Below are 24,692 nucleotides of genomic sequence, written 5' to 3'. Positions count from 1 at the left end.
TGGGGTGGGGCAGACATGATGGGACCGGCGCACTCTCTGTCGGGGGCGGCCGCCTGGCTGGGTGCGGGCGCCGCCGCCCACGCGGTCGGCCGGCCGATGCCCTGGCCGGTCCTGGTGGCGGGCATGCTCATCTGTGCGGGCGCGGCCCTGGCTCCGGACCTGGACCAGAAGTCGGCGACGATATCCCGTGCCTTCGGGCCCTTCTCGCGAGGACTGGCCATCCTCATCGACCAGGTCGCGACGGTGGTGTTCAACGCCACGCGGGGCAAGGGCGAGCGGCGCCGTTCCGGTGGCCACCGCACCCTGACCCACACCTGGGTGTGGGCCGCACTCCTCGGCACCGGCTTCTCGGCCATCGCCGCGATCGGTGGGCGCTGGGCGGTCCTGGCGATCCTGTTCGTGCACATGGTCCTCGCCGTTGAAGGGCTCCTGTGGCGGGCGGCCCGGGTCTCCAGCGACATCCTGGTGTGGCTGCTGGGCGCGGCCGTGGCCTGGATCCTGGCGAACGTCCTCGACAAGCCGGGCAACGGTTCCGACTGGCTGTTCAGCGGAGCCGGTCAGGAGTACTGGTGGCTCGGTCTGCCGATCGTTCTGGGTGCCGTCGTGCACACGGTGGGAGACGCGCTGACCATCTCGGGGTGCCCCGTCCTGTGGCCGCTGTCCATCCGCGGCCGGCGCTGGTACCCCGTGGGCACACCGCGCTTCATGCGCTTCCGCGCCGGCCACTGGGTCGAGAACAAGGTGCTCATGCCGGCCTTCGGTGTGGCCGGCGCGGGCGGCGCCGTCTACGCTCTGGGGCTCCTCGGCTGACCGACCGGTCGTGGCTGCCGCCCCGCGACGGAGCGGTGCTCACCGTCCCGTCAGCCGTGCCACGAGCGCCACAGCGCGGCGTAGGCGCCCTGGGCGGCCACCAGCTCCTCGTGGCTGCCCAGTTCGCTGATGCGCCCGTCCTCGACGACGGCGATGACGTCCGCGTCGTGCGCGGTGTTCAGCCGGTGCGCGATGGCCACCACGGTGCGCCCCTCCAGCACCCGGGCGAGAGAGCGTTCCAGGTGCCGTGCCGCGCGCGGATCGAGCAGCGAGGTCGCCTCGTCCAGCACCAGCGTGTGCGGGTCGGCCAGTACGAGACGGGCCAGGGCGATCTGCTGGGCCTGCGCGGGCGTGATGGTCAGACCGCCGGAGCCGATCTCGCTGTCCAGCCCGTCGGGCAGCTTCTCCGCCCAGCCGTCGGCGTCCACGGCGGCGAGCGCGGCCCACAGCCGGTCGTCGGCCGCTTCCGCCCGGGCGAGCAGCAGGTTGTCGCGCAGCGAACCGACGAAGACGTGGTGCTCCTGGTTGACGAGCGCGACGTGCTCGCGCACCCGTTCCGCCGTCATCGTGCCCAGTTCGGCTTCGCCGAGTGTCACCGAGCCCAGCCGAGGGGTGTACACGCCCGCGAGCAGCCGCCCGAGTGTGGACTTGCCCGCGCCGGACGGCCCGACCAGGGCCACTCGCGCCCCCGGTTCGACGGACAGGGTGATGTCGTGCAGGACGTCCGCGGCGCCCTCGCCGTAGCCGAAGCGGACGGTGTCGGCCCGCAGATCCCGCCCTCGGGGGTCGGCCGCCGCGTCGCCCGGCTCGGGCTCGATCTCCCGCACCCCGACCAAGCGCGCCAACGAGACCTGGGCCTCCTGGAGCTCGTCGTACCACCGCAGGATCAGGCCGATCGGTTCGACCAGCATCTGGGCCAGCAGGGCACCCGTGGTCAACTGCCCCACGCTCAGCCAGCCCTCCAGCACGAACACGCCGCCGAGCACGAGGACACCGGCGAGGATGAGGAGGTGGGTGAGGTTCACCACCGGGAAGAGGACCGTCCGCAGCCATTGGGTGTAGCGCTCCCAGGCGGTCCACTCCCGGATCCGCCGGTCCGACAGCGCGACCCGGCGTGCGCCCAGCCGGTGCGCCTCCACGGTACGGCCCGCGTCGACGGTCTCGCTCAGGGCGGCGGCCACCGCGGCGTATCCGGCGGCTTCGGACCGGTAGGCCCCCGGTGCCCTCCGGAAGTACCAGCGGCAGCCCACGTACAGCAGGGGTGCCGCGATGAGCGCGGCGGCGGCCAGCGGGGGTGCCGTGACCACCAGCCCGCCCAGGAGCAGCACGGCCCACACCACACCGATGAGCAGCTGCGGTACCGCTTCCCGCATGGCGTTCGTCAACCGGTCGATGTCCGTGGTGATCCGCGACAGCAGATCACCGGTGCCCGCTCGCTCGAGCACGCCGGTCGGCAGGCGGACGGAGCGCACCAGGAAGTCCTCGCGCAGGTCGGCGAGCATCTGCTCGCCCAGGACGGCACCGCGCAGCCGGACCTCCCGCACGAACACGGTCTGAACGGCGAGCGCGACGGCGAACAGCGCCAGGACCCGGGGAAGGCCGACGTCCCGCGCGCCGTCGGACAGGTTCTCCACGACACCGCCGAGCAGGAAGGGCCCCGCCATCGACGCGAGGACCGCCACCGCCTGTGCCGCGACCAGCACGGAGAACGCCCGGCGGTGCCGCCTGACGAGGTCCCGTACGTAGTGCCGGACGGTGGCCGGCGAGCCCACGGGAAGCGTGGTGACCTCCTCGGAACCCGCCGGGTCGTAGGCGGGGGCTTCGACGCCGATCATGCGGTCTCCCTCTCCTCGTGTGCCGTGTCCACGCAGCCGGGGAGCGTGCGGTGGTCCCCGGATGCCCCGCGGCCGGGTGCGGTGTCGGGGCGGTGCGGGGTGGTGTCGTCGTGCAGCGGTTCCCTGCTGACGACCGCGCGGTAGGCCGCCTCCGTTCTCAGCAACTCCCGGTGCGTGCCGCTGGCGGTCACGGTGCCTCCGGAGAGCAGGACCACGCGGTCGGCCCGGTCCAGGACCAGGGGCGAGGAGGTGAGAACGACCGTCGTCCGGCCCGCGCGCAGCCGGATCATCGACTCGGCGATCCGCGCCTCGGTGTGGGCGTCCACCGCGGAGGTCGGCTCGTCCAGCACGAGGACGGGAGGGTCGGCGACCAGGGAGCGGGCCAGGGCCAGTCGCTGACGCTGGCCGCCGGAGAGCGAGCGGCCGCGCTCGGTGATGTTCACCGCCATCGGGTCGGCGTCCGGGCCGGCGGATCTGCCCAGGGCACGGAGCACGTCCGCGCACTGTGCGGCGTCCAGAGCCTGCTGGTGCGCCACGGCGCCGGAGCCGGGCACGTCCAGGAGCTCGCGCAGGGTCCCGGAGAGCAGGACGGGGTCCTTGTCCTGGACGAGGACGGCCGCGCGGGCCGCGGCGAGCGGGACCTCGTCCAGCGCGACGCCGCCCAGCAGCACGGACGTCTCACCGTCGGCGTCCGGAGCGTGGCCGCCCAGACGGTCGGCCAGACGTCCGGCCGCGTCCGGGTCGCCGCTCACCACGGCGGTGCACTCCCCGGCCCGGGCCAGCAGCCCGGTCTCGGGGTCGTGGAGATCGCCCGACAAGAGGGTGTCCGGGGGATGAGCGGCGGTTCCGGCCGTCCGCCGCAGGGCGAGGACGCGGGCCGCGCGCTGTGCCGACGGCCGGGAGAACGACCAGGCCATGGCGAACTCCTGGAACAGCCGCAGCGGGAACATGAGGAAGAGCACGGCTCCGTACACCGTCACGAGTTCGCCGACGGCCATCTGCCCCGCGGCGGCCAGGGTCGCGCCCCGCCACACGACCACGACGAGCAGCAGGCCCGGCAGCGCGACCTGCACCGCTTCGATGAGGGCCCACATGCGGGCGGTGTGCACGGAGGCGCGCCGCACCTCCTGGGAAGCCCGCCGGTACCGCCCGAGGAAGAGCTCTTCGCCGCCGATGCCGCGCAGCACCCGGAGCCCGGCGACGGTGTCGGCGGCCAGCTCGGTCGCGCGCCCGGCCTTGTCCCGCTGGGCGTCCGCGCGGCGGGTGGCCACCGGCAGGAGGGGCAGCACGGTCAGGGCGAGGAGCAGCACGCCGAGCACGACCAGCAGTCCGAGCCGGGGCTCGTACCAGAGGAGGGCGGTACAGACGCCGAGAGCGCCCAGGAGCGCCGCGGAGAAGCGGGAGGCGGACTCCACGCACCAGCCGATCTTCTCGATGTCTCCCGTGGAGACCGCCACGACTTCACCGGCCGCCACCTTGCGGGTCAGACCGGCGCCGAGTTCGGCGGTCCGCCGGGCGAGGAGCTGTTGCGTCCGGGCGGCGGCGGTGATCCAGTTCGTGACCGCTGTGCGGTGCAGCATGGTGTCCCCCACGGTCACGGCGACGCCCGTCAGGAGCAGGAGGCAGGCGGCGACGGCGAGTCGGTCTCCCGAGCGGGCGACGGCGGCCTCGACGGCCAGCCCCATCACCACCGGCAGCGAAGCCACCGCGGCCATGTGGAGCGTGCCCCAGGCGAGGGAGGTGAGCTGGCCGCCCAGCTGCCCCCGCCCCAGCCAGAGGAGGAATCGCAGCCCGCTGCGCACGTCGGGGACGCCGGGGTCGGGATACGGGAGGTCTCGGATCTGCATGGCGTCCCAGGGTCTGCTGAGGGGCATGGGCACGGGGCGACGCGCGGCGTGGTGGTCGACCGGAGCGCGGCGTGCCAAGGCTTGCCGGAATGCGGCGGGGAGGCAAAGGGTTTTCCGCGCGCCTCAGCCGCTGCCGGCGGTGCTCCAGCCGGTGTCGAGCACCGTCAGGAGGGCGCTGAGCTGCTCGCGCTGCGCGTCACCGAGAGGGGCCAGCAGGTCCTCGGCCGCCTCCCGGCGGGCCCCGCGCAGCTGGTCCACGAGGTCGCGGCCGGAAGGCGTCAGCTCGATGCGGGTCACGCGCCGGTTCCCCGGGTCGGGCACGCGGCGTACCGCCTGACGGTCCTCCAGCCCGTCGACGAGGGTCGTGACGGCGCGCGGCACCACGTCGAGGCGGTGTGCGAGGTCGGCCATCCGGGGCGGCTCCGCGCAGTGGGCGACGATGCCCAGGAGTCGGGCCTGGGCGGGCGTGACCCCCAGAGGTTCCAGGTGCCGCCGCTGGGCCCGGTGCAGCCGCCTGGAGAGCCGGATGAGCTGGTCGGCGAGCGGGGTGTCGGCGGGGCCGGAGGGGGCGGGGGGAACCATGGGTGGAGACTAACAGGATTTCACTCATTATGAGTAAAGGTAACAATAGGTTAGGGTCGGGACGGCACGGTCGTCGCCCGGCCGTCCCGAGGACCGTCCTGAGGAGCTCATGCACCCCGAACCGCCCCGGTGGACACCCCCGTCCAGGGAGTCCGCGGACCCCCCGCCGCCCGCTCAGCTCGGGCGCATCGTGCGGCTGTTCCGGCCCTATCGCGGCAGGCTCGCGTTGGTCGGGCTGTTGGTGTGTGCCGCGTCCCTCGTCACGGTCGCCTCCCCCTTCCTGCTGCGGGAGATCCTCGACGTGGCCATCCCCGAGGGCCGTACGGGGCTGCTGTCCCTGCTGGCCCTCGGCATGATCGCGATCGCCGTCCTCAACAGCGTGTTCGGGGTGCTCCAGACGCTGATCTCGACCACCGTCGGGCAGCGGGTGATGCACGACCTGCGGACCGGGGTCTACGGCAAGCTGCAGCAGATGCCGCTGGCGTTCTTCACGGCCACCCGCACCGGCGAGGTGCAGTCGCGGATCGCGAACGACATCGGCGGTATGCAGGCCACCGTCACCTCCACGGCCACCTCGCTCGTCTCCAACGTGACGTCCGTGGTGGCCACGCTGGTGGCGATGCTGGCGCTGGACTGGCGGCTGACGCTCGTCTCGCTCGCACTGCTGCCGCTCTTCGTGTGGATCAGCCGCCGCGTCGGACGCGAGCGCAAGCGGATCACGACCGCCCGGCAGCAGCAGATGGCGGCCATGGCGGCCATGGTGACGGAATCGCTGTCGGTCAGCGGCATCCTCCTGGGCCGCACCATGGGCCGGGCCGACTCGCTCGTCGACGGCTTCGCCTCCGAGTCCCGGCGCCTGGCGGCGCTGGAGATCCGTTCCAGCATGGCGGGCCGCTGGCGCCTGGCCACCATCGGCATCATCATGGCCGCGATCCCCGCCCTGCTGTACTGGTCGGCGGGGCTGATGCTCCAGTTCGGCGGTCCGGCGCTCTCCATCGGCACGCTCGTCGCCTTCGTGACGCTGCAGCAGGGCCTGCTGCGCCCGGCCACCTCGCTCCTCAACACCGGGGTCGACATCCAGGCCTCCCTCGCTCTCTTCCAGCGCATCTTCGAGTACCTCGACCTCCCCGTGGACCTGGCCGAGCGTCCGGATCCGGTACGCCTGACCGCCCCGCGGGGCGAGGTCCGGTTCGAGAACGTCTCCTTCCGCTACGCCTCCGGCGCCGCGCCGACGCTCAAGGGCATCGACCTCGCCGTACCGGCCGGCGGCAGCGTCGCGCTGGTGGGGGCGACGGGTTCGGGCAAGACGACGCTCGGCTACCTGATCGCCCGGCTCTACGACGTCACCGGCGGCCGGGTCCTGCTGGACGGGGTCGACGTGCGGGATCTCGACTTCGCCTCCCTGGCCCGGACCGTCGGCGTCGTCTCCCAGGAGACGTATCTCTTCCACGCGTCCGTGGCCGAGAACCTGCGCTTCGCCAGGCCCGGTGCCACGGACGAGGAGCTGCGGGCCGCGGCCGAGGCGGCCCAGATCCACGACCACATCGCGGCCCTGCCCGACGGCTACGACACGCTGGTCGGAGAGCGCGGCTACCGGTTCTCCGGCGGGGAGAAGCAGCGGCTGGCCATAGCCCGCACCATGCTGCGCAACCCTCCGGTGCTCATCCTCGACGAGGCGACCTCCGCGCTGGACGCCCGCACCGAGCGGTCGGTGCAGGCCGCGATCGACGAACTCGCCACGGGGCGGACGACGGTCACGATCGCCCACCGTCTGTCGACCGTTCGCCACGCGGACCAGATCGTGGTGCTGGACGGCGGCCGCGTCGCCGAGCGCGGGACGCACGAGGAGCTGATGGCCCGCGACGGGCGCTACGCCGCGCTCGTGCGCCGCGACGCCCGGGGCGAGCCGGCCTCCGCCGAGGTCGCCTCCTGACGTGATGCGGACGGGCCGGTCCTCGAGCCGTGTCCGGAGCCCGTCCGCGGAGGGACCGAGCGGGTGGAGCGTTCAGCGGCGCGCGAGGCGGACGCCGGGAACGGTCCGGGGGTCGGGCGAGAAGACACAGAACTCGTTGCCCTCGGGGTCGGCCAGCACGTCCCAGTTCCGCTCGCCCGTACGACGCCGTACGAGAGTGGCTCCGAGGCCGAGCAGCTCCCGCGTGTCACCCCAGACGTCGAGACGCATGCGGTTCCTCACGCTCTTGGGCTCCGGTACGGGGCTGACCCAGATGAGCGGCCCCTCACCGCGCGGGTCGTGGATGGGGACGGGCCATTCGCGCGGCGGGGGTTCCTCGCCGCCGGGCGGCACGCGCCGGGAGTAGCCCAACGCGGCGCACCACCAGTCGGCCAGCGCCTGGTGGTCGCCTGCGTCCAGGACCAGGTCCTTGAAGCGTGCGGACATGGTCGGATCGTACTGCGGCACTCCGGACACGGGCACGCGCTGCCGTCAGCCGTTCGGGCCCCGGACCGCGGGGTTCCGCGTGGTCCGGGGCCCGGTGGGGGGAGGGTCTGCCCGTCCCCGGAGAGAGGCGGGCAGACCCGGCGCCGGGTGCGGGGCAGGTGCGACCCGGCGCCGTACGGGGGCCGCCGCCCGTGGACGCTCCGCGTCCGTCGGGCCGGTCGGCGGTGGGACCGGCCCCGCCAGGGTCCGGCCCGGGGGTCATTTCAGAAGGTCGCGGACGACGCCGGGCTGCCTGCCGGCCGCCCCCGGACGGCCGGCCGCGCCCACGCCGGGAGCCGCGACGGCGTCCCGGCCGGGGTCGATCTCGGCGCCGACCGCCTCCAGAGCCGCGGTGACGGGCTGGAAGAACGTCACACCACCGCGGGTGCAGTCACCGCTGCCACCGGATGTCAGGCCCACGGCCGCGTCGCCGGAGAACACGGGGCCGCCGCTGTCGCCCGGTTCGGCGCACACGTCGCTCTGCACGAGCCCGGTGACGACGTCACCGTTGCCGTAGTTCACCGTGGCGTCGAGCCCGGTCACCGTGCCGGAACTGAGCCCCGTCGTGCTGCCGCTGCGTTGTACCCGCATGCCGACGGCGGCCGGGACGGCGCGGGTGATCTCGCGCACGGTGCCGTCCCGAAGGTCGACGGTGCTCGGCGCCTCGGCCCGGGGGTCGTCGTAGGCGACCAGGGCGAAGTCACCGTCGCCGGGGAACACCGAGGCCGTCACGGTGCCGAGTGGTTCGGTCCCGGCCGGGTCCGCGCTCCAGGTGGCGGCGGCGTCGCCGCAGTGACCGGCGGTCAGGAAGGCCCTGGCGCCACCCGCGTCGACGTTGAACCCCAGCGAGCAGCGCGCCCCGCCGCCGAACACGGCGTCCCCGCCGTCGACGGGCCCGGCGAAGGGCGTGAACGTGCCCGTGGAGCGGCGGACGCTGACGGTGTCGCCCAGCCGTTCGGTGACCCGGACGAGGCGGTCCCACCGCGCGCCGGTGACGGTGCTGTCGGCCACCACCGCGACCCGGTTGCCGCGCGGGTCGACCGACCATGCCGTGCCCGGCACCGAGGCGTCCTCGGCGAGCGCCCGGGCACTGGCGTGCAGCACCGCCGTGCTGTGGTCCACCCGCTTCGGTACGGCGCCCGTGTCGCCGACCCGCCCGGCGTCCCGGTCGTCCAGCACGTTCACCACGAGCCGGCCGGCCCCGTCGTGGTACCAGCCCGCCGCTTGCGCGCCGAGCCGCTCCGCGAGCAGCGGACCGACCCGTCCCGCCTCGGCCGGTGAGAAGACCCGCCCGTCCGCGTCGACGGCGGGAGAGGGCTTCTCGGGGGTGGCGTTGGCACCGGGCAGCAGGATCGCGCCTGCCAGGAGCGCGGTACTCGCGGCGGCGGCTGCCGCACCGGCACGCCTGTTCACTCGTCGGTGGCTCACGGACTGACCTCCAGCGGCGTCGGGATGCCTCTGTCTTCGTGGCCTCCCGTACGCCCCCGGAGCGCGGTGACGTTCAGGGCTCCTGAGAATGTGTCACCGCGCTCACAATCCTGTCGCCCCCGGACGGCGTCCGCGCCGTCTCAGGCGAAGTTGGCGCGCTCCAGCCAGAACGCGAGCAGGTCCGCGTCGCCGAGCACCTCGACGCGGCCGCTGTCCAGCGGCAGCCTCCGGTAGAAGGCCAGCAGGACGTCGGTCAGTTCACCGCGCAGCGCCACCGACGCCTTGGCGTGCGCGCGCCGCCAGTCGATGCCGCCTTCCGAGAGCTCGATCAGCCATTCGGCGTTCAGATCGGCGGGCGTGTCCGTGGCGTGCAGGTGGATGCTGCTGCCCGCGCGGGTGCGCAGCTCCCGCAGTTCCTCGTCCTCCTCCTGCAGCGCCGGACTGCTGACCAGTTCCAACCACTCGTCGATGGTGTCCGTCGCGACGTCGGGCGTGACGGTGAAGGGGATGCCGGCCGCCAGGCAGGCGTCCGCCCGGTGGACCACCGTCTCGTGCGTCATGCGGCGTGCCCAGAAGTCGGTGGTCCGGTCGGAGTGCCACGACCACACACCGGTGCCCGGACCGGCGGAGAGGAGCGCACCGTGGAGCAGTTCGGCGCCCTCGCCGAGCCAGGCGGTGAGCGGCTCGGCGTCCGTGGTGCTGGGAGCCCGCATCGCGGGGACGTCGTCGTCCGCCACCTCTGCGGTGGCCCGGGTGTGCACGATGCGGGCGGCCCAGCGGTGGGCCTGGCCGACGTGTTCGGCGAGCTCGCCGAGGGTCCAGTCGGGGCAGGTGGGAACCTGCCGGGTGAGGTCGGCCTCGTCGAGGACGGCGCACAGCGCCCGAGCCTGGGTCAGCACCTCGTCGCAGAGGCGCCCGTATGTCATACGCATCATCCGGACCCTAGACGTGTCCATGCGGATGGGCGAACTGTTTGCCGCACGTCCCGTCGGGCATCGCCGCTCGGCGCCAACGCCCCGGCGAGCTCCACCGCGGCCTCCCGCCCGGCCCGGTCGGCCCCGATCGTGCTGGCGGAGGGGCCGTAGCCGACCAGGTGCACCCGGGCGTCCCGGACCGCCCGGGTGCCCTCCAGCCGGATGCCGCCCCCGGGCTCGCGCAGGTGCAGGGGCGCCAGGTGGTCGAGGACGGGGCGGAAACCCGTCGCCCACACCACGGCGTCCGCTTCCACGAAGCGGCCGTCGTCCCAGACGACACCGTTCGCCGTCATGCGGTCGAACATCGGCAACCGGTCCAGGACACCGCGTTCCCGGGCCCGCCGCATCTCCTCGGTCATCGGCAACCCGGTGACCGAGACCACGGACTGGGGCGGCAGACCCCGTCGGACCCGGTCGGCCACCAGCGCCACGGCGCGGCGCCCGGCCGCCGCGTCGAACGCCTCCTCCCGGAACCGGGGCGGGCGGCGGGTGACCCAGGTCGTCTCCGCCGCGGAGCCGGCGATCTCCAGCAGGTGCTGCACCGCCGAGGTGCCGCCGCCCACCACCACGACCCTGCGCCCGCTGAACGCGCCGGGCCCCGGGTAGTGCCGCGTGTGCACCTGCTGTCCGGCGAAACCGGCCTGCCCCGGCACCCGGGGCCAGAACGGACGCTCCCACGTGCCCGTCGCGTTGACGACCGCGCGCGTCCGCCAGATCCCGGCGTCGCTCTCCACCAGCAGCCGTCCGTCCACGGCCGGACGCACCGCACGGACGTCGACCGGACGGCGCACCGGGAGGTCGAACGTCTCCTCGTAGCGGGCGAAGTACGCGCGCAGCACCTCGGAGGAGGGGCGCTGGGCCCCGGCGTCGGGCAGGACCGTCCCCGGCAGCGGGTGCAGGCCGTGGACCGCTCCGTAGCGCAGCGTCGGCCAGCGGGACTGCCAGGCGCCGCCGGGGTGCGGCGCGTGATCCAGTACGACGAACCCCGGTCCCGGAGCGAAACCGCGCCGGCGCAGGTGGTAGGCGCTCGACAGCCCGGCCTGTCCGCCGCCGATGACGACGACCTCCACGGTGTCCATGCCTCCACCAACCACCGTCGGGCCGTGCGCCTTCCCGGCCGACCGTGGCCGCAGGGGACCATGGGGGCATGAGCGAACGCTTCAGCACCCGCATCCTCGACCTCACGACCGGCTCCGCGGAGACGGTGACCGATCTCACCGCCGAGTGCGAGCGCTACCTGGCGGATGTGGCGGGCAGCGGCGACGGGCTCCTCAACGTGTTCGTGCCGCACGCGACGGCCGGTGTCGCGGTCCTCGAGACCGGCGCGGGCAGTGACGACGACCTGCTGGCCGCCCTGCGCGAGCTGCTGCCCGCCGACGACCGCTGGCGGCACCGGCACGGGAGCCCCGGCCACGGGCGCGACCACGTCCTGCCCGCACTGGTGCCGCCGCACGCGACGCTGCCCGTCATCGGCGGCCGGCTCGCCCTCGGCACCTGGCAGTCCGTGTGCCTGGTGGACACCAACCGCGACAACCCCCACCGTCAGGTCCGGCTGTCCTTCCTCGGGTGAGCAGGCCCGGGGCCGGTCCGGGTGAGGCTCCTCACGGTCGTCCGCGCCGACTTGGCGGAGAACCGGACGGCGTGCTTCCATCACATCGGTGTCGTATACATGTACAGGGCGCCGCGCAGTGCCGGACGGCAACGAAGCCGTTACCGGCCCGCGGCGCCCTCGTCGTGCCCGGCCGTCCACCACCCCCGGACGTCCCGCGCGCGGCGAGAACGTGGGAAAAGGGGGCGGCCGACCGCCGTGAAGAGGATGTTCACAGCTCCGGACCCGGAGCGACTGAGGCTACGGCAGGCGTCCCGCGCCGTCATCGGCGTGGGACTCGCGGTGCTCGCCGTGGCGGCCACGGGCCTCGACGTCCGCGCCGCCATCACCGGAGGCCTCGCGGCGCTGCTCGCCCTCTTCACCGTCACCGACGCCGACGTGCGCGGCCAGGCGGGCACCACGGCCCTCCTGCCGCTGGTCGGGCTCCCCGTCCTCGCGTCGGCGGCCGTGCTGCACGACGCCCCGCCGCTGCGGGACGCGGCCTTCCTCGGCATCGTCTTCGCGGGGGTGTACGCCCGCCGGTACGGGCCCCGGGGCAACGCGCTGGGCATCTTCGCCTTCATGACCTTCTTCGTGGCGCAGTTCCTGCGGCCCGCGCCGCAGGACCTCCCACCGCTGGCCGGAGCCGTGCTGCTGGCCCTGGCCGTGGCGGCCCTCGTGCGGTTCGGGCTGTGGCCGATCGAACGGCGCACCCCGCCTCCGGCCGCTCCGCCGCCCGGCGACGAGCGCGGTCTGCGGCGCCCCACCACGCGGCAGGCCGTGCAGGCGACCGTCGCCTGCGGCCTGGCCCTGCTGGCGGGGCAGGCCCTGTCCCACGAACGCTGGTACTGGGCCGTCGGAGCCGCCTGGTGGATCTTCGTCAACACGGCCTCGCGCGGGGAGACCCTCGTGCGGGGATTCCGCCGCGTGCTCGGCACGGTCGTCGGCATCGCCGCCGGGCTCCTCGTCGCCTTGCCGGTGGACGGTCACCCCGCTGCGACGGCCGGGATCGTCGCCGTGTGCGTGTTCGGCATCTTCTACACCGCTGCGGTGTCCTACAGCTGGATGATGTTCTTCGTGACGGTCATGGTGGGTCTCCTGTACGGCCTCCTGGGCGTCCTGGACGCCGGTCTGCTGGCGCTGCGCGTGGCCGAGACGCTCATCGGGGCCCTGGGCGCCGCGGCGGCCGTCGTGTTCGTCCTCCCGGTCACCACGCACGCGACGACGAACGCCTGGATCCGGCGCGCCCTGGTGGCCCTGCAGCGCGGCACCGAGGACGCCGCGCGGCGGCTCGCCGGTGACGCGGCCGCCGATCCGGCGCGCCGGGTGGCCGAGCTGGAGCTGCTCCTGGGCCGGGCCCGGCTCGCGCTCGCCCCGCTCGTTCATCCGCTGAACCCCTACCGGGAGCGCAAGGCGCGCGCCCGGCTCGTGCTCGGCCTGCTCGACGAGTGTGCCGCGCGCGCCCACGCCCTCGCGGGTATCGCGGCCGACCCGGAGGCCTCGCACGACGCCCGGCTCACCGAGGGCTGCCAGCGGGTGGAGGAGGCCGTCCGGCGGCTGCTGCGCCAGCAGGCCCCCGGAGCGGCGGAGGACCGCCGCGCCGATGCGGAGTGTGCTCACCGGCAGCCCGAGGGTGACCGCGCGGTGGCCCACCTCCACGCGCTGGAGGCCGCGCTCGCGGGCTTGGCGGGACCGCTGCACAGCGCCCCGCGCGGCCCGCTCCGCACCGCCTGAGGCCGCGCGCCACCCCTCTGCCGGGCCCGTCCGGCACCCGCTGGTCCAGACCAACTGCTACGGTGCCCCGCACAGATCGGGAACGTCGTGACGGGCGGGGAAAGGGGCAGGCCGTGGCCGGTTCGGGCAGTGGGCAGTTGGCGTACATCGGATCGTTCACCTCGGAGGGCGGTGCGGGGCTGACCGTCGCGGCCGTCGACCCGGCCGACGGAGCGCTCACGGTGCTCAGTCGCACCGCCGACGTCGCCGACCCCTCCTTCCTGGCGCTCGCGCCCGGCTCCGGCACGCTCTACACGGTCCAGGAGACCCCGGACGGGGCCGTCGCCGCGTTCTCCCTGCGGGACGCCGACCACCCCGCGCTGCTGGCCGCCCCGGTGCCGGTGGGCGGCGACGCACCCACGCACCTCACCGTGGCCGCCGGGTACGTCTTCACGGCCAACTACGGCTCGGGCAGTGTCAGCGCCCTGCCCCTCGGGGCGGACGGGGTGCCCCAGGGCGAGCTGCGCAGTGTGCGGCAGCACCGGGGAGCGGGGCCGGACGCGGACCGCCAGGCGGGCCCGCACGCGCACTGCGTCGTCGCCGACGCCGGCTGGAACTGGCTGCTCGCCGTGGACCTCGGCACCGACTCCGTGTGGGTCTCCCGTCTCGACCACTCCGGTGCCGCTCCGCAGCGGGAGGTCCCCATGCCGCCGGGCACCGGTCCCCGCCACCTCACCTTCCACCCCTGCGGCACGTGGGTCTACGTGATCAACGAGTTGCAGTCGACGGTCACCGTCTGCCGGTGGGACGGTGAAACGGGCGACCTGGAGCCCCTGCACCAGGTCGGCGTCCGGCCACCGGGGGCGGGGGGCGCCAACGCGCCGTCGGCCCTGGTGGTGTCCGAGGACGGCCGGTACGCGTGGGTGGCCAACCGGGGGGACGACTCGATCACGGTCCTGGCCCTCGGTGACGACGGCCGTGAGCCGCGCTTCGTCACCACCGTGCCGTGCGGCGGGCACTGGCCGCGCGACCTGGCGGCGGACCCGACCGGACGGCGCCTGTACGCGGCCAACGAACGCTCCGGGGACGTCAGCTGGTTCGACGTCGACCCCGCGACCGGAGTCCCCGCCTACGGGGGCACCCTGCCCGTGACGGCCGCGAGCTGCGTCGTCTTCGACTGAGGGCGCCCGGCGCCGCCTCGGCGGAGGGCCGCAGCACGCGGCGCGCGGTGGGGGCGGGCCCCGAGCTCCCGCCCCCACCGCGCGCCGTCAGTCCGGCGCCCCGCCGGACACCCGTCAGTGGGCCACGCTGCTCTGCGGTGCGCCGGCGGCGCCGATGCCGGCCTTCGCCCCGTACGCGGACGCCACCAGCTTGCCGATCGCCGGGTAGGCGCCCAGCGGCTCGGCCGCGTGGCACCCGGCCTCCTGGGCGGCCGCCGTCACCAGCCCACCGGGCACCTCGGGGCCGATCAGGCAGGGGGCCACCGCCAGTTGCTGCGAGCCCGCCGCCGTCAGTTCCGCTGCGGCACGCGCGACCGCGCCCTCCTCGTCCAGCGGCGCCGCCAGCACGGGCACGGCCAGTCGGGCCGCGAGCAGCATGCCGGTGATGCCGGCGACCTGTACGGCCTCCTCGCCGCCCACGGTGGCCAGCACGATGCCGTCGGCGGCGGTGGCCACGGTGAACAGCCGCGCCCGGTCGGCGCGCGCCAGGCCCGCCTCGGACAGTCGCACGTGGACGGCCTCGGCCAGTAGCGGGTGCGGCCCGAGGACGTCCGTCAGTTCGGCGCCCGAGCCGCTGTTCAGGACCGCCTGGCGTATGCGGCGCAGCACGGCCGCGTCGGGCCCCGCCAGGAGCGGTACGACGACGGCGCTGAGCGGCTCGGTGCCCGCCGTGGACGCCTCACCGTGCTCGGCCGCGTCCGCGTCCGCCGGGCGGCGGGCGGCGCGGGCGGCGCGTTCTGCCACGACCTGGGAGAGGACCGCCTCCACTCCGGGGAACTCGCCGTCCGCCCCGTCGACGAAGGCGACGCGCGCGTCCATGCCGGGAAGCTCGGACCGGGCGATGCTGATGATCTCCTCGGCGAGGGAGCGCACCGGGGCCGAGGGCTCGCCGGGGACGGCCAGAACCAGTGCGGGAGCGCCCTCGGGCGCGACGACCGGCTCCGGCCGGCGATGCCTGCCGGGCTTGCGGGGACGCGGCATTCGTACGGGCAGCCCGCCTTCGGGACCAGTGGAGGAGCTCATGGCCCGGCATGCTAATGCCTTGGCACTATGCACAGCCGTGCCGGGGGTGATTGGTCCGTTGATGGGTGTTTCGCCCCGCGCGTCGAGCCGTTTCGTACGCTGCGCGTTGTGCACGACGGCGTACACGCCACCCGTCTTCCCGCCGGTCACACGGTGCGCAGCAGCGCCGGGTCGGCGGGCAGCGCCACGCCGTCCCCGGCCAGCCGGGCGGCGACGAGGAGCGCGCCGGCGAGCGGATCGCCGGCCGGCTCGGTCAGCCGGGCCCGGGGCAGCCGGTCGGCCACCTCCCGGCGCAGCGGACCGAGCAGCGGCTCACCCAGACGCACCAGCCCACCGGTGAGAGCCACGGCCGGCCGGTCGTCGGCCGGGCACACCGCGGCCAGCGCGTCGGCGACGTGCCCGGCCGCGGCCCGCAGAATGTCGGCCGCGACCGGGTCCCGGGCGGCGCAGGCCGCCACCTCGGGCGCGAAGGACGCCAGCACGGCGGCGCGGTCGGCGCGCGGGTAGAGCCGCCCCGGGAGCCCGGCGACCGGACCGAAGCGTTCCTCCGCGCTTGCGAGCAGAGCCGCCGATCCCGATTCCCTGCCGTCGTGCGCGCGGAGCGCCGCCTCCAGCGCCGCTCTGCCGATCCAGGCGCCGCCGCCGCAGTCGCCGAGCAGATGCCCCCAGCCGTCGGCGCGGCGCCAGCCGCTGAGGTCGGTGGCCAGTGCCACCATGCCCGTGCCCATCGCGGCCACCGCTCCGGGCCGTACGCCCAGGGCTCCGGCGTAGGCCGTGACCGCGTCGGCGGCGAGGGCGAGTCGGTCGGTGCCCAACTCCGCGCGGAGCACACCGGGCAGCCGCGAGCGGAGGTCCTCGCCCAGGGACGCCATGCCGGCGGCGCCGACGCACACGGCCGGGACCGGCTCGCCGCAGGCACCCGCCCCCGTCAGCAGGGTCCGGGCCGCCGTCACGACCCGGTGCGCCAGTTCCTCGGCGTCGATCCCGCCGGGACCCGTCCCGACGGGGGGCGTGGCGAGGACCGGCCCCGACGACATCGGACGCCCCCGGACGGCGTCGGCGAGTGCGACGCGCAGACCCGACCCGCCCGAGTCGACGCCGAGCACCCAACGGCTCACGGCAGCCGCCAGTCGACCGGCTCCGCCCCCTGTTCGGCCAGCAGTGCGTTCGTGCGGCTGAAGGGCCGCGAACCGAAGAACCCGCGGTCGGCGGACATGGGGGAGGGGTGCGCGGACTCGACCGACGGGAACCCCTGCAGCAGGGGACGCAGGTTGCGGGCGTCGCGGCCCCACAGGACGGCGACGAGCGGGGTGCCCCGTGCGGCCAGGGCCCGGATCGCCTGCTCGGTGACCTCCTCCCAGCCCTTGCCGCGGTGGGCGGCCGGACGCCGTGGGGCGGTGGTCAGCGCCCGGTTCAGCAGCAGGACGCCCTGCCCGGTCCACGGTGTGAGATCGCCCGTGGAGGGGCGTGGGAGTCCGAGGTCGCTGTGCAGTTCGCGGAAGATGTTCTCCAGGCTTCCCGGCAGCGGGCTGACCTCGGGGGCCACCGAGAAGGACAGCCCCACCGCGTGCCCGGGTGTGGGATAGGGGTCCTGACCCACGATCAGCACCCTGACCTCGTCGAAGGGTTGCTGGAAGGCGCGTAGGACGTTCGCCCCGGCGGGGAGGTAGGTCCGGCCCGAGGCGACCTCGGCGCGTAGGAAGTCGCCCATCGCGGCGATGCGTCCGGCGACCGGGTCCAGGGCCTTGGCCCAGCCGGCTTCGACGATCTCGTTCAGCGGTCGTGCAGCCACGGCCCTCACCCTACTGGCTCACGCGCCCGCCGGTGGCGACGTGCTCCGTCCACCGGCCTCACACCCGTGCGGCCCGCACGCAGAGCACGTCCGGGAGATGGGCCACGACCTGACGCCACGACGTGCCGTCGTCCGCGCTCGCGTAGACCTCACCGTTGCGGTTGCCGAAGTACAGCCCCGCCGGGTCGCCGCCGTCGGTGCACAGGGCGTCCCGCAGCACCGGACCGTGGTGGTCCGTCGCGGGCAGGCCGTCGGCCAGGCCGGTCCACGAACGGCCGGCGTCCTCCGTCCGGTAGACGCGGCAGCGGCGGCCGGCCGGCACCCGGTCGGAGTCGGCGTTCAGCGGGAAGAGGTAGGCGGTGTCCGCGCGGTGGGGGTGGGCGAGGACGGGGAAGCCGAAGGTCGACGGCAGTCCCGACTCGATCGCGCTCCACCTCCGCCCGCCATCGTCGCTGCGGTACACACCCCAGTGGTTCTGCAGGTAGAGGCGGTCCGGGTGCACGGCGTCGCGGGCGACCTTGTGCACGCACTGGCCGAACTCGGGCTGCGGGTCGGGCAGGAAGACGGCCGACACGCCGGCGTTCGAGGGTCTCCAGCTCTCCCCGCCGTCCTCGGTGCGGTAGACGCCGCCCGTCGAGACGGCGACCGTGACCCTGCCGGAGTCCCGCGGGTCGACGAGGACGGTGTGCAGCCCGAGGCCGCCGCCGCCGGGTTCCCACCGCTCCCGATGGGGGTGCTCCCACAGCGAACGCACCAGGGCGAACGACCGCCCGCCGTCCTCCGAACGGTAGAGCGCGGCCGGTTCCGTACCCGCGTAGACGACGTCGGGTTCCCCGGCGCCGCCGGGCGCCAGCTGCCACAGCCGCTCCAGTGACGCCCCGGTGTCGGCCGGGAAGCGGATCGCGGGACGCGCCGGCTCCTGCCAGTCACCGCCCAGGTCGGTGGAGCGCAGCACGGAGGGGCCCCAGTGGGCGCTGTCCGCTCCGACCAGGAGGGTCGGCCGGCCGGAGCGGGTGTCGAGCGCGAGGGCGGAGACGGCCTGGTCGGTGAAGTGCGCCCCCGCCCGCTCCCAGCCCCCGACTGCGGTGACCGGGCCGGAACCGGCCCGGCCGCGGAAGAGGAACAGACCTTTGCGGGTGCCGACCGCGAGCAGCACGTCAGTCATGCGGAACACCTCCGGAACGCTCTCCGGCAGCCAGTGTGCCCCCGGCTGCCGGTATCGGCGTCCCGAACGGTGTCCGCGCAGGTCAGGCGGCGCGTCCGTACGGCAGCGGAGCGGCCGGCCCGCTCGCGCCGAGCTCGCGTGCCGCCCGCCGGGCCCAGTACGGCTCGCGCAGCAGCTGGCGGCCCAGCAGCACCGCGTCGGCCTGGCCGTCCGCGATGATCTTCTCGGCCTGCGTCGGCTCGGTGATGAGTCCGACCGCCGCGACGGGAAGGCGCGTCTCGGCCTTCACCCGGGCGGCGAAGGGCACCTGGTAGCCGGGGCCGGTCGGGATGGTGACGTCGGAGGCGTTGCCGCCGCTGGAGACGTCCAGCAGGTCGACGCCGTGCCGGTGCAGGACGTCCGCGAGGCGCACGGTGTCGTCCACGGTCCAGCCGTCGGGCTCGAGCCAGTCGGTCGCCGAGACGCGGAAGAACAGCGGCAGGTCCTGCGGCCAGACCGCGCGCACGGCGTCGACGACCTCCAGGGCGAAACGGGTCCGGTTCTCGAACGAACCGCCGTAGTGGTCCGTGCGGTGGTTGCTGTGCGGAGAGAGGAACTCACCGATCAGATAGCCGTGCGCCCCGTGGATCTCGGCGACCTTGAACCCGGCCTCCAGCGCGCGTCCGGCCGCGTCCGCGAACTGGCCGACGATCGTCCGGATCTGCTCCACGGTCAGCTCGTCGGGTACCGGGTGGCGCTCGTCGAACGCGACGGGGCTGGGTGCCACCGGCCGCCATCCCTCCTCGTGCGCTCCGAGCGGTGCGCCTCCGCGCCACGGACGGTCGGTGGCGGCCTTGCGGCCCGCGTGCGCGAGCTGGATGCCGGGGACGGTGCCCTGGCCGGTGAGGAAGTCCGTGATGCGGCGCAGGCCGGTGGTCTGCGCGTCGTTCCACAGCCCGAGGTCGGCCGGGCTGATGCGGCCCTCGGGGCTCACCGCGGTGGCCTCGACGAGGATCAGTCCCGTACCGCCCGTGGCCCGTGCCGCGTAGTGGGCGAGGTGCCAGTCCCCGGCGACGGAGGTCTGCGGCCCCTGGGTGGGGGCGGAGTACTGGCACATCGGGGCCATCCAGACCCGGTTCGGAAGGGTGAGGGACCGCAGGGTGCGGGGCTCGAACAGGACGCTCACGTAAGGCTCCTCGGAAACGGTGGCGCGCCTCGGTGCGCGCAGTCATACGATACTCGTCGTAGTACGGCGAATGTCAAACTACGAGGATTCTCGTACGATGGAACCGTGACGACGCCATCCGCCCCTTCCGCCGCCGGCCGGGACCTGCCCCACCCGCACCGCTCGGAGATCCGCCTGGAGGGCGTGCTGCACGCGCTCGCCGACCCGATGCGCCTGGCGGTGGTCCGCCGGCTGGCCGCCGGGCCGGCCGAGCAGAGCTGCTCGGCCCTGGACCTGCCCGTCAGCAAGTCGACGACGACGCACCACTTCCGCGTCCTACGGGAGTGCGGAGTCATCAGGCAGACCTATCGGGGGACGGCCAAACTCAACCGGCTGCGCCGGGACGACCTCCAGGCCCTCTTCCCCGGGCTGCTGGACAGCGTGCTGGCCGCCGCGCAGGCCGAGGCCGTCCGGCGCGCCTGACCGCCGCCGGCCTCAGCGGCCGGTACCCCGTGCCGCCGCGAGCAGGCCGTCCCAGTCCGCGATCTTCGCCGTCGCGCGGCCGAGGCTGCCGCCCAGCAGCGCCTCGGCGGCCTCGACGTTCAGCCACCCCGACCACGGCACGGGGGTGCGGCCCCGGGCGCCGAGCCGGGCCAGCGGATCGGCCTCGGCCACCGGGCGCGCCGCGAGGGCGTCGGCGTCCGCCAGCAGCGCCGCCACCGTCTCCTTGGCGCACGGCCGGTTCGTGCCGATGACACCGGTGGGCCCCCGCTTGATCCAACCGGCCACGTACTCGCCGGGCGAGGGCCGCCCGTCGCGCAGGACCCTGCCGCCGTCGTGCGGAACCGTGCCGCGCGACGCGTCGAACGGCAGCCCGGGAAGCGGTACCCCTCGGTAGCCGACCGACCGCAGGACCCATCGGGCCTCGATGTCCTCGAACGAGCCCGTCCCCCGGACACCGCCCCGGCCGTCCGGTTCCGTCCGTTCGAAGCGCACGGCCCGGACCGTGCCGGTGTCGCTCCCGAGGATCTCGACCGGGCGGAGGAAGAAGCGCAGCTCGATGCGGCGGCCCGACCCCGCCGCCCCGCCGCGGCTCCAGTCCCCGAGCGCGGCCAGGTTGCGCCGTACGGGCCCCGGCAGACCCTCCGGCCGCACGTACCCCGGGTCGCGTGCCAGTTCCGCTTCGCGGACGAGCGTCCGCACGCCCGGCAGGGTGCCCAGCTCGCGCAACTCCCGGGTGGTGAACTTCGCCTGCGAGGGGCCGCGCCGCCCGACCACGTGCACGGTGCGCGAGCCGCCGTGCACCAGGTCCTCCAGAGGGCGTTGCGGCATGTCCGTCCCGTGCAGCTCCGCGGCACCCCGGACGAGCATGCGGGCCACGTCGACGGCGACGTTGCCGACCCCGATCACCACCACCGACGGGGCGGCGAGGGGGAAGCCGTCCCGGGCGTCGGGGTGACCGCTGTACCAGGAGACGAAGTCGGTGGCCGAGCAGCTGCCGTCGAGGTCCTCACCGGGGATGCCGAGCCTGCGGTCCGCGGCCGCTCCGACGCAGTAGACGACGGCCTGGTAGAGCTCGCGGAGCTCCTCGGTGGACACGCCGTCGTCCCCGACGCGCACGTTGCCGACGAACCGCACCCGCGGGTCCTCCAGTACCCTGCGGAGGTTCTGCTGGAGGGACTTGATCTTCTCGTGGTCGGGGGCGACGCCGTAGCGGACGAGGCCGTAGGGGCACGGCAGCCGGTCCAGGACGTCCACCGCCAGCGCGGCCGAGGGATCCTGGTCCAGCAGCGCCTGCACGGTGTAGACCCCGCTGGGTCCGGAACCGACGACGGCAACGCGCTTGAGAGCACTCACGGCTGGGCTCTCCCTTCGCCCGGATACCGTCCAGCATGGCACCGGAAGCCGCCGCGCGGGAGGCCGGCGGCCGGGTCACGGACGTCCGTCGAGCCGCTTTGGCGGGCGCCTCCAGCGGTACTCAGCCCCTCATCGCCCGCATCCGTTCGACCTCGGCCGACTGCTGCGCCGCCGTGTCGGCCGCGAGTTCCTCCACCCGGACGTCGTTGCCCGCGCCGAGCACCTCGGCGACCATGGTCACCGCCCCGTTGTGGTGGTCGATCATCAGCTCCAGGAACAGGGCGTCGAACGCCGCGCCCTCCGCGGCTCGCAGCTCCGCCAACTCCTCCTCGGTCGCCATCCCCGGCATGTCGCCGTGGGAGTGCCCGTGCCCGGACGCGTCCGAGCCGCTCTCCTCGGCACGGTCGGGGGCGTGCCGCTCGAGCCAGGCCCGCATGGCGGTGATCTCCGGGTCCTGGGCGGCCCGGATGCGGTCGGCCAGCTTCCGCACCGGCGCACCGCCCGCCCGCTCGGGCGCCAGGTCGGCCATCACCAGCGCCTGCTCGTGGTGCACGACCATGCGGCTCATGTAGTCGATGTCGGCGCTGTTGGGCTGGCGCTCCTTGCGCCCCTGCGCCTCCGCCTCCTGGGGGGAGAGGGTGTGTGCCCGCTCGCCCGGCGCGCCCGGTGCGATGACCGAGGGGCCGGCGGCCGGACTCCCCTCGGTGCCGCCGGTGCAGCCGACGGTCAGGGCGGCCAGTCCGAGCAGGGCCGCCAGGGCGGTGAGGCTCCCGGACACGCGCCGGTGCTGACGGTTCATCACGACGTCTCCTCCTGTGGCGTGGTGGGCGCGCGCACACGCGGGCGGTGCTGTTCGGCCGCCCGACGTGCGCTTGCGGACAAGACTGCGCCTTCCTCTGTTGATCTGTACATGTAAGCGCCATACTGCACGAAGTTCCTGACCGAGCGCCTCCCCGACCGGGAGGGCGGAAGGAGAAGTCCGTGACGTCGTTGCCCTCACCCCCCGCACGGCGCAGACGCATAGCGGTGGCCGCGGCGGCCGCCGGCCTGTTCGCCTCGCTGCTCACGGCGGGCCCCGCGCTCGCCGTTCCCGACCCGGTGACCCCGCAGCCCGCGCCCGAGGTCGCCTCGGAGCCGAAGGAGGCGGCCATCGAGGCCGCCGTCGCCCGTGGGGAGCTGCCGGAACCGGGCGAGATCGTCCACAGCGACAACATCTCCCACCTGACCACGATGCCCAGGACCGCGCTGACCGGGACCAACACGGACATCGCCTTCCAAGGCGACCACGCGTTCGTCGGAAACTACGACGGCTTCGTCGTCTACGACATCAGCACGCCCGCGTCGCCGCGCGTCGTCAGCCAGGTGCTCTGCCCGGGCGGCCAGAACGACATCTCGGTCTCGGGCGACCTGCTCTTCCTCTCCGTGGACTCCTCCCGCAGCGACGACAGCTGCACCAGCGTCTCGCAGCCCGCCACCGAGAAGAGCTCCTGGGAGGGCATCCGCGTCTTCGACATCAGCGACAAGAGCCACCCGCGCTACGTCTCCGCCGTGGAGACTCCGTGCGGTTCGCACACCCACACCCTCGTTCCGGGCAAGAAGAAGATCCACGTCTACGTCTCGTCCTACTTCCCCCGCGACGTCTTCCCCGACTGCCGGCCGCCGCACGACGGCATCTCGATCGTCGAGGTGCCCCGCACGGCGCCGGAGCGGGCCGAACTCGTCTCCTTCGCCCGGCTGTTCCCCGACGGCGGGTACCCGGGCGAGGAGGACCGCCCGGACAACGTCCCCACCACCGGCTGCCACGACATCACCGCCTACCCCGCCCTGCGCCTCGCGGCCGGGGCCTGCATGGGGGACGGCGTACTGCTCGACATCAGCCGGCCGGAGCGGCCACGGGTGATCGACCGGGTGCAGGACCGGGAGAACTTCGCCTTCTGGCACTCCGCGACGTTCAGCCAGAACGGACGCAAGGTCGTCTTCACCGACGAGCTCGGGGGCGGCGTCGGTGCCACCTGCAACGAGCGCACCGGTGACGAGAAGGGTGCCGACGGCATCTACCACATCAGGGGCAAGGGCGCGAAGTCGCGCCTCGACTTCGTCAACTACTACAAGATCCCCCGGCACCAGGCGGACACCGAGAACTGCGTCGCCCACAACGGCTCGCTGATCCCGGTGCGCGGCCGCGACGTCATGGTGCAGTCGTGGTACCAGGGCGGCATCTCCGTCTGGGACTTCACCGACTCCCGCCGTCCGAAGGAGATCGGCTACTTCGAGCGGGGCCCGGAGTCGACCGAGCGGCTGACGTTCGGCGGCACCTGGTCCGCCTACTACTACAACGGCCACATCTACTCGAGCGACCAGAACGGGTTCGACGTCCTGCGGATCGACGACCGGCGCACCGACGGCGCGAAGCGGGTGCGGATGGACGAGCTCAACGTCCAGACGCAGCCCCGCTACCGCCGCTGACCCCGCCACACCGGCACGTCTCGCGCAGGGCCCGCAACTCACGGGTGCCGCCGTGCGGTTCACCGCCCGGCGGCACCCCGAGCCGCCAGTCCAGGCCGTAGCGGCTGAACAGTTCGGCGCGCAGCCGGGGCAGCGGCATGGGGATGCCCGGCAGCAGGAGCGCCACGACGGCCCCCATCAACAGCGCCCGAAGCAGCGGGTAGTCGGCGTCCACGTCCGGGGCGCCGTACGAGGTCATCGCCCGGCGCAACTCCGCCGCGAGCCGCTGCTGCTCCTCGCACTGCACGAAGCCCTCCTGCTGCAGGATGCCCGCCATGTGGGTGCGCATCAGGGTGGGATGCGTGCGGGCCAGTCCCAGGACGGCGTCGATCGCCCGCGCCAGCATCTCGCTCCCCGCCTCGGGCCCCTCCGGCCGCGGATCGGCGTCCAGGGCGGCACTGAGGGTGCGGTGCATCAGACGGTGCACCGCCGACTGCAGCAACTGCCGCTTGCCCGGGAAGTAGTACGAGATCAACCCGCGCGCGGCGCCGGCGCGGCCCGCGATGTCCCCGAGCGTGGTGGCCTCGTAGCCGCGCTCGTCGACCAGTTCCACCGTCGCCTGCAGCAGTCGCTCGCGCGAGCGTCGGCGCAATTCTTCGTTGACCGAAGCGCTCCGAGGGGACATGCTGTAACTCCTGCGTTGACTGGCTCCCAGCCAATATACTCAGCCAGGTGCCGGAGCACGCTCCTTCGGAGCACTCCGGCAGCCGGTCTCGGGCGACGCGGGGGATCGTCCGAGACCGGCTCTGTCGTGCGCGCCGCCCCGTGGCTC

The 24,692-nt window shown here is 74.3% G+C and carries 22 protein-coding genes; 7 read left to right on the top strand and 15 right to left on the bottom strand.

The window, feature by feature from the left end:
- Window positions 1-15: 15 nt before the first annotated feature.
- On the top strand, window positions 16-810 hold the full coding sequence (locus IF129_RS05820) for a metal-dependent hydrolase (RefSeq protein WP_191208392.1): 795 nt from the start codon (window positions 16-18) through the stop codon (window positions 808-810).
- Between the two features lie 50 nt (window positions 811-860).
- Here the strand turns inward: IF129_RS05820 and IF129_RS05815 are convergent, their stop codons facing one another.
- The 3 genes from IF129_RS05815 to IF129_RS05805 form a co-directional block, all read right to left on the bottom strand.
- Entirely contained in the window at window positions 861-2,645 is a 1,785-nt protein-coding gene (locus tag IF129_RS05815) for an ABC transporter ATP-binding protein (protein ID WP_191208391.1), read from the bottom strand.
- Window positions 2,642-4,492: an ABC transporter transmembrane domain-containing protein gene (locus IF129_RS05810; protein WP_191208390.1), complete on the bottom strand. Its 1,851-nt coding sequence runs from the start codon at window positions 4,490-4,492 to the stop codon at window positions 2,642-2,644. The genes IF129_RS05815 and IF129_RS05810 overlap by 4 nt, the downstream gene beginning before the upstream one ends.
- A 123-nt stretch (window positions 4,493-4,615) precedes the next feature.
- Window positions 4,616-5,074, bottom strand: coding sequence for a MarR family winged helix-turn-helix transcriptional regulator (locus IF129_RS05805; RefSeq protein WP_191208389.1), 459 nt, complete (start codon window positions 5,072-5,074; stop codon window positions 4,616-4,618).
- Window positions 5,075-5,183: 109 nt separating this feature from the next.
- Here IF129_RS05805 and IF129_RS05800 point away from each other — a divergent pair, with 109 nt between their 5' ends.
- Window positions 5,184-7,007, top strand: coding sequence for an ABC transporter ATP-binding protein (locus IF129_RS05800; protein WP_191208388.1), 1,824 nt, complete (start codon window positions 5,184-5,186; stop codon window positions 7,005-7,007).
- Between the two features lie 72 nt (window positions 7,008-7,079).
- Here IF129_RS05800 and IF129_RS05795 read toward each other — a convergent pair whose 3' ends face one another.
- The 4 genes from IF129_RS05795 to IF129_RS05780 form a co-directional block, all read right to left on the bottom strand.
- A complete protein-coding gene (locus IF129_RS05795; RefSeq protein WP_191208387.1) occupies window positions 7,080-7,472 on the bottom strand; it encodes a VOC family protein in 393 nt (130 codons plus the stop codon).
- 258 nt (window positions 7,473-7,730) lie between these two features.
- Window positions 7,731-8,939 (bottom strand): S1 family peptidase, encoded by a 1,209-nt coding sequence (locus IF129_RS05790; RefSeq protein ID WP_191208386.1) that lies wholly within the window; start codon window positions 8,937-8,939, stop codon window positions 7,731-7,733.
- 140 nt (window positions 8,940-9,079) lie between these two features.
- On the bottom strand, window positions 9,080-9,874 hold the full coding sequence (locus tag IF129_RS05785) for a maleylpyruvate isomerase family mycothiol-dependent enzyme (protein ID WP_191208385.1): 795 nt from the start codon (window positions 9,872-9,874) through the stop codon (window positions 9,080-9,082).
- On the bottom strand, window positions 9,871-10,992 hold the full coding sequence (locus IF129_RS05780) for an NAD(P)-binding domain-containing protein (protein WP_191208384.1): 1,122 nt from the start codon (window positions 10,990-10,992) through the stop codon (window positions 9,871-9,873). Before IF129_RS05780 ends, IF129_RS05785 begins: the two co-directional genes overlap by 4 nt.
- Window positions 10,993-11,060: 68 nt before the next feature.
- Between IF129_RS05780 and IF129_RS05775 the strand changes: the two genes are divergently transcribed.
- The 3 genes from IF129_RS05775 to IF129_RS05765 all read left to right on the top strand — a co-directional run bounded on the left by IF129_RS05775 (window position 11,061) and on the right by IF129_RS05765 (window position 14,395).
- Window positions 11,061-11,483 carry a YjbQ family protein gene (locus IF129_RS05775; RefSeq protein WP_191208383.1) on the top strand — a complete coding sequence of 141 codons (423 nt, stop codon included), beginning with the start codon at window positions 11,061-11,063 and terminating at the stop codon, window positions 11,481-11,483.
- Between the two features lie 246 nt (window positions 11,484-11,729).
- Window positions 11,730-13,235 (top strand): FUSC family protein, encoded by a 1,506-nt coding sequence (locus IF129_RS05770; protein ID WP_191208382.1) that lies wholly within the window; start codon window positions 11,730-11,732, stop codon window positions 13,233-13,235.
- A 113-nt stretch (window positions 13,236-13,348) separates the two neighbouring features.
- Entirely contained in the window at window positions 13,349-14,395 is a 1,047-nt protein-coding gene (locus IF129_RS05765) for a lactonase family protein (RefSeq protein WP_191208381.1), read from the top strand.
- Window positions 14,396-14,509: 114 nt separating this feature from the next.
- Here the strand turns inward: IF129_RS05765 and IF129_RS05760 are convergent, their stop codons facing one another.
- The 5 genes from IF129_RS05760 to IF129_RS05740 all read right to left on the bottom strand — a co-directional run bounded on the left by IF129_RS05760 (window position 14,510) and on the right by IF129_RS05740 (window position 19,579).
- Window positions 14,510-15,457, bottom strand: coding sequence for a hypothetical protein (locus IF129_RS05760; RefSeq protein ID WP_191208380.1), 948 nt, complete (start codon window positions 15,455-15,457; stop codon window positions 14,510-14,512).
- A gap of 146 nt (window positions 15,458-15,603) precedes the next feature.
- The gene (locus IF129_RS05755) at window positions 15,604-16,575 is read right to left on the bottom strand and encodes an N-acetylglucosamine kinase (protein ID WP_318153572.1); all 972 of its coding nucleotides are present in this window, start codon (window positions 16,573-16,575) and stop codon (window positions 15,604-15,606) included.
- Entirely contained in the window at window positions 16,572-17,249 is a 678-nt protein-coding gene (locus IF129_RS05750; protein WP_191208379.1) for a uracil-DNA glycosylase, read from the bottom strand. The genes IF129_RS05755 and IF129_RS05750 overlap by 4 nt, the downstream gene beginning before the upstream one ends.
- Before the next feature lie 58 nt (window positions 17,250-17,307).
- The gene (locus IF129_RS05745) at window positions 17,308-18,414 is read right to left on the bottom strand and encodes a WD40/YVTN/BNR-like repeat-containing protein (protein ID WP_191208378.1); all 1,107 of its coding nucleotides are present in this window, start codon (window positions 18,412-18,414) and stop codon (window positions 17,308-17,310) included.
- 82 nt (window positions 18,415-18,496) lie between these two features.
- Window positions 18,497-19,579 carry an NADH:flavin oxidoreductase/NADH oxidase gene (locus IF129_RS05740; RefSeq protein ID WP_191208377.1) on the bottom strand — a complete coding sequence of 361 codons (1,083 nt, stop codon included), beginning with the start codon at window positions 19,577-19,579 and terminating at the stop codon, window positions 18,497-18,499.
- A 105-nt stretch (window positions 19,580-19,684) separates the two neighbouring features.
- Here IF129_RS05740 and IF129_RS05735 point away from each other — a divergent pair, with 105 nt between their 5' ends.
- Window positions 19,685-20,041, top strand: coding sequence for an ArsR/SmtB family transcription factor (locus IF129_RS05735; protein WP_191208376.1), 357 nt, complete (start codon window positions 19,685-19,687; stop codon window positions 20,039-20,041).
- 12 nt (window positions 20,042-20,053) lie between these two features.
- Here the strand turns inward: IF129_RS05735 and IF129_RS05730 are convergent, their stop codons facing one another.
- Together IF129_RS05730 and IF129_RS05725 are read right to left on the bottom strand one after the other, a co-directional pair.
- The gene (locus tag IF129_RS05730) at window positions 20,054-21,415 is read right to left on the bottom strand and encodes an FAD-dependent oxidoreductase (protein WP_191208375.1); all 1,362 of its coding nucleotides are present in this window, start codon (window positions 21,413-21,415) and stop codon (window positions 20,054-20,056) included.
- Window positions 21,416-21,536: 121 nt separating this feature from the next.
- Window positions 21,537-22,214 carry a DUF305 domain-containing protein gene (locus tag IF129_RS05725; protein ID WP_191208374.1) on the bottom strand — a complete coding sequence of 226 codons (678 nt, stop codon included), beginning with the start codon at window positions 22,212-22,214 and terminating at the stop codon, window positions 21,537-21,539.
- Between the two features lie 182 nt (window positions 22,215-22,396).
- Here IF129_RS05725 and IF129_RS05720 point away from each other — a divergent pair, with 182 nt between their 5' ends.
- Complete coding sequence (locus IF129_RS05720) at window positions 22,397-23,881, top strand: LVIVD repeat-containing protein (RefSeq protein WP_318153571.1); 1,485 nt, start codon at window positions 22,397-22,399, stop codon at window positions 23,879-23,881.
- Here IF129_RS05720 and IF129_RS05715 read toward each other — a convergent pair.
- Window positions 23,847-24,545, bottom strand: a complete 699-nt coding sequence (locus tag IF129_RS05715) for a TetR/AcrR family transcriptional regulator (RefSeq protein WP_191208373.1) — start codon at window positions 24,543-24,545, stop codon at window positions 23,847-23,849. The genes IF129_RS05720 and IF129_RS05715 overlap by 35 nt on opposite strands.
- Between the last annotated feature and the right edge of the window lie 147 nt (window positions 24,546-24,692).

The organism is Streptomyces chumphonensis (assembly GCF_014779715.1).
Lineage (GTDB): Bacteria > Actinomycetota > Actinomycetes > Streptomycetales > Streptomycetaceae > Streptomyces > Streptomyces chumphonensis.
The sequence above is the reverse complement of the archived record's forward strand: the minus strand, read 5'-3'. Positions and strand labels throughout refer to the sequence as shown.

Coding starts and splice junctions, on each gene's coding strand:
- IF129_RS05820 (WP_191208392.1), top strand. CDS start 16: ATGATGGGACCGGCGCACTCTCTGTCGGGGGCGGCCGCCTGGCTGGGT.
- IF129_RS05815 (WP_191208391.1), bottom strand. CDS start 2,645: ATGATCGGCGTCGAAGCCCCCGCCTACGACCCGGCGGGTTCCGAGGAG.
- IF129_RS05810 (WP_191208390.1), bottom strand. CDS start 4,492: ATGCAGATCCGAGACCTCCCGTATCCCGACCCCGGCGTCCCCGACGTG.
- IF129_RS05805 (WP_191208389.1), bottom strand. CDS start 5,074: ATGGTTCCCCCCGCCCCCTCCGGCCCCGCCGACACCCCGCTCGCCGAC.
- IF129_RS05800 (WP_191208388.1), top strand. CDS start 5,184: ATGCACCCCGAACCGCCCCGGTGGACACCCCCGTCCAGGGAGTCCGCG.
- IF129_RS05795 (WP_191208387.1), bottom strand. CDS start 7,472: ATGTCCGCACGCTTCAAGGACCTGGTCCTGGACGCAGGCGACCACCAG.
- IF129_RS05785 (WP_191208385.1), bottom strand. CDS start 9,874: ATGATGCGTATGACATACGGGCGCCTCTGCGACGAGGTGCTGACCCAG.
- IF129_RS05780 (WP_191208384.1), bottom strand. CDS start 10,992: ATGGACACCGTGGAGGTCGTCGTCATCGGCGGCGGACAGGCCGGGCTG.
- IF129_RS05775 (WP_191208383.1), top strand. CDS start 11,061: ATGAGCGAACGCTTCAGCACCCGCATCCTCGACCTCACGACCGGCTCC.
- IF129_RS05770 (WP_191208382.1), top strand. CDS start 11,730: ATGTTCACAGCTCCGGACCCGGAGCGACTGAGGCTACGGCAGGCGTCC.
- IF129_RS05760 (WP_191208380.1), bottom strand. CDS start 15,457: ATGAGCTCCTCCACTGGTCCCGAAGGCGGGCTGCCCGTACGAATGCCG.
- IF129_RS05745 (WP_191208378.1), bottom strand. CDS start 18,414: ATGACTGACGTGCTGCTCGCGGTCGGCACCCGCAAAGGTCTGTTCCTC.
- IF129_RS05725 (WP_191208374.1), bottom strand. CDS start 22,214: ATGAACCGTCAGCACCGGCGCGTGTCCGGGAGCCTCACCGCCCTGGCG.
- IF129_RS05715 (WP_191208373.1), bottom strand. CDS start 24,545: ATGTCCCCTCGGAGCGCTTCGGTCAACGAAGAATTGCGCCGACGCTCG.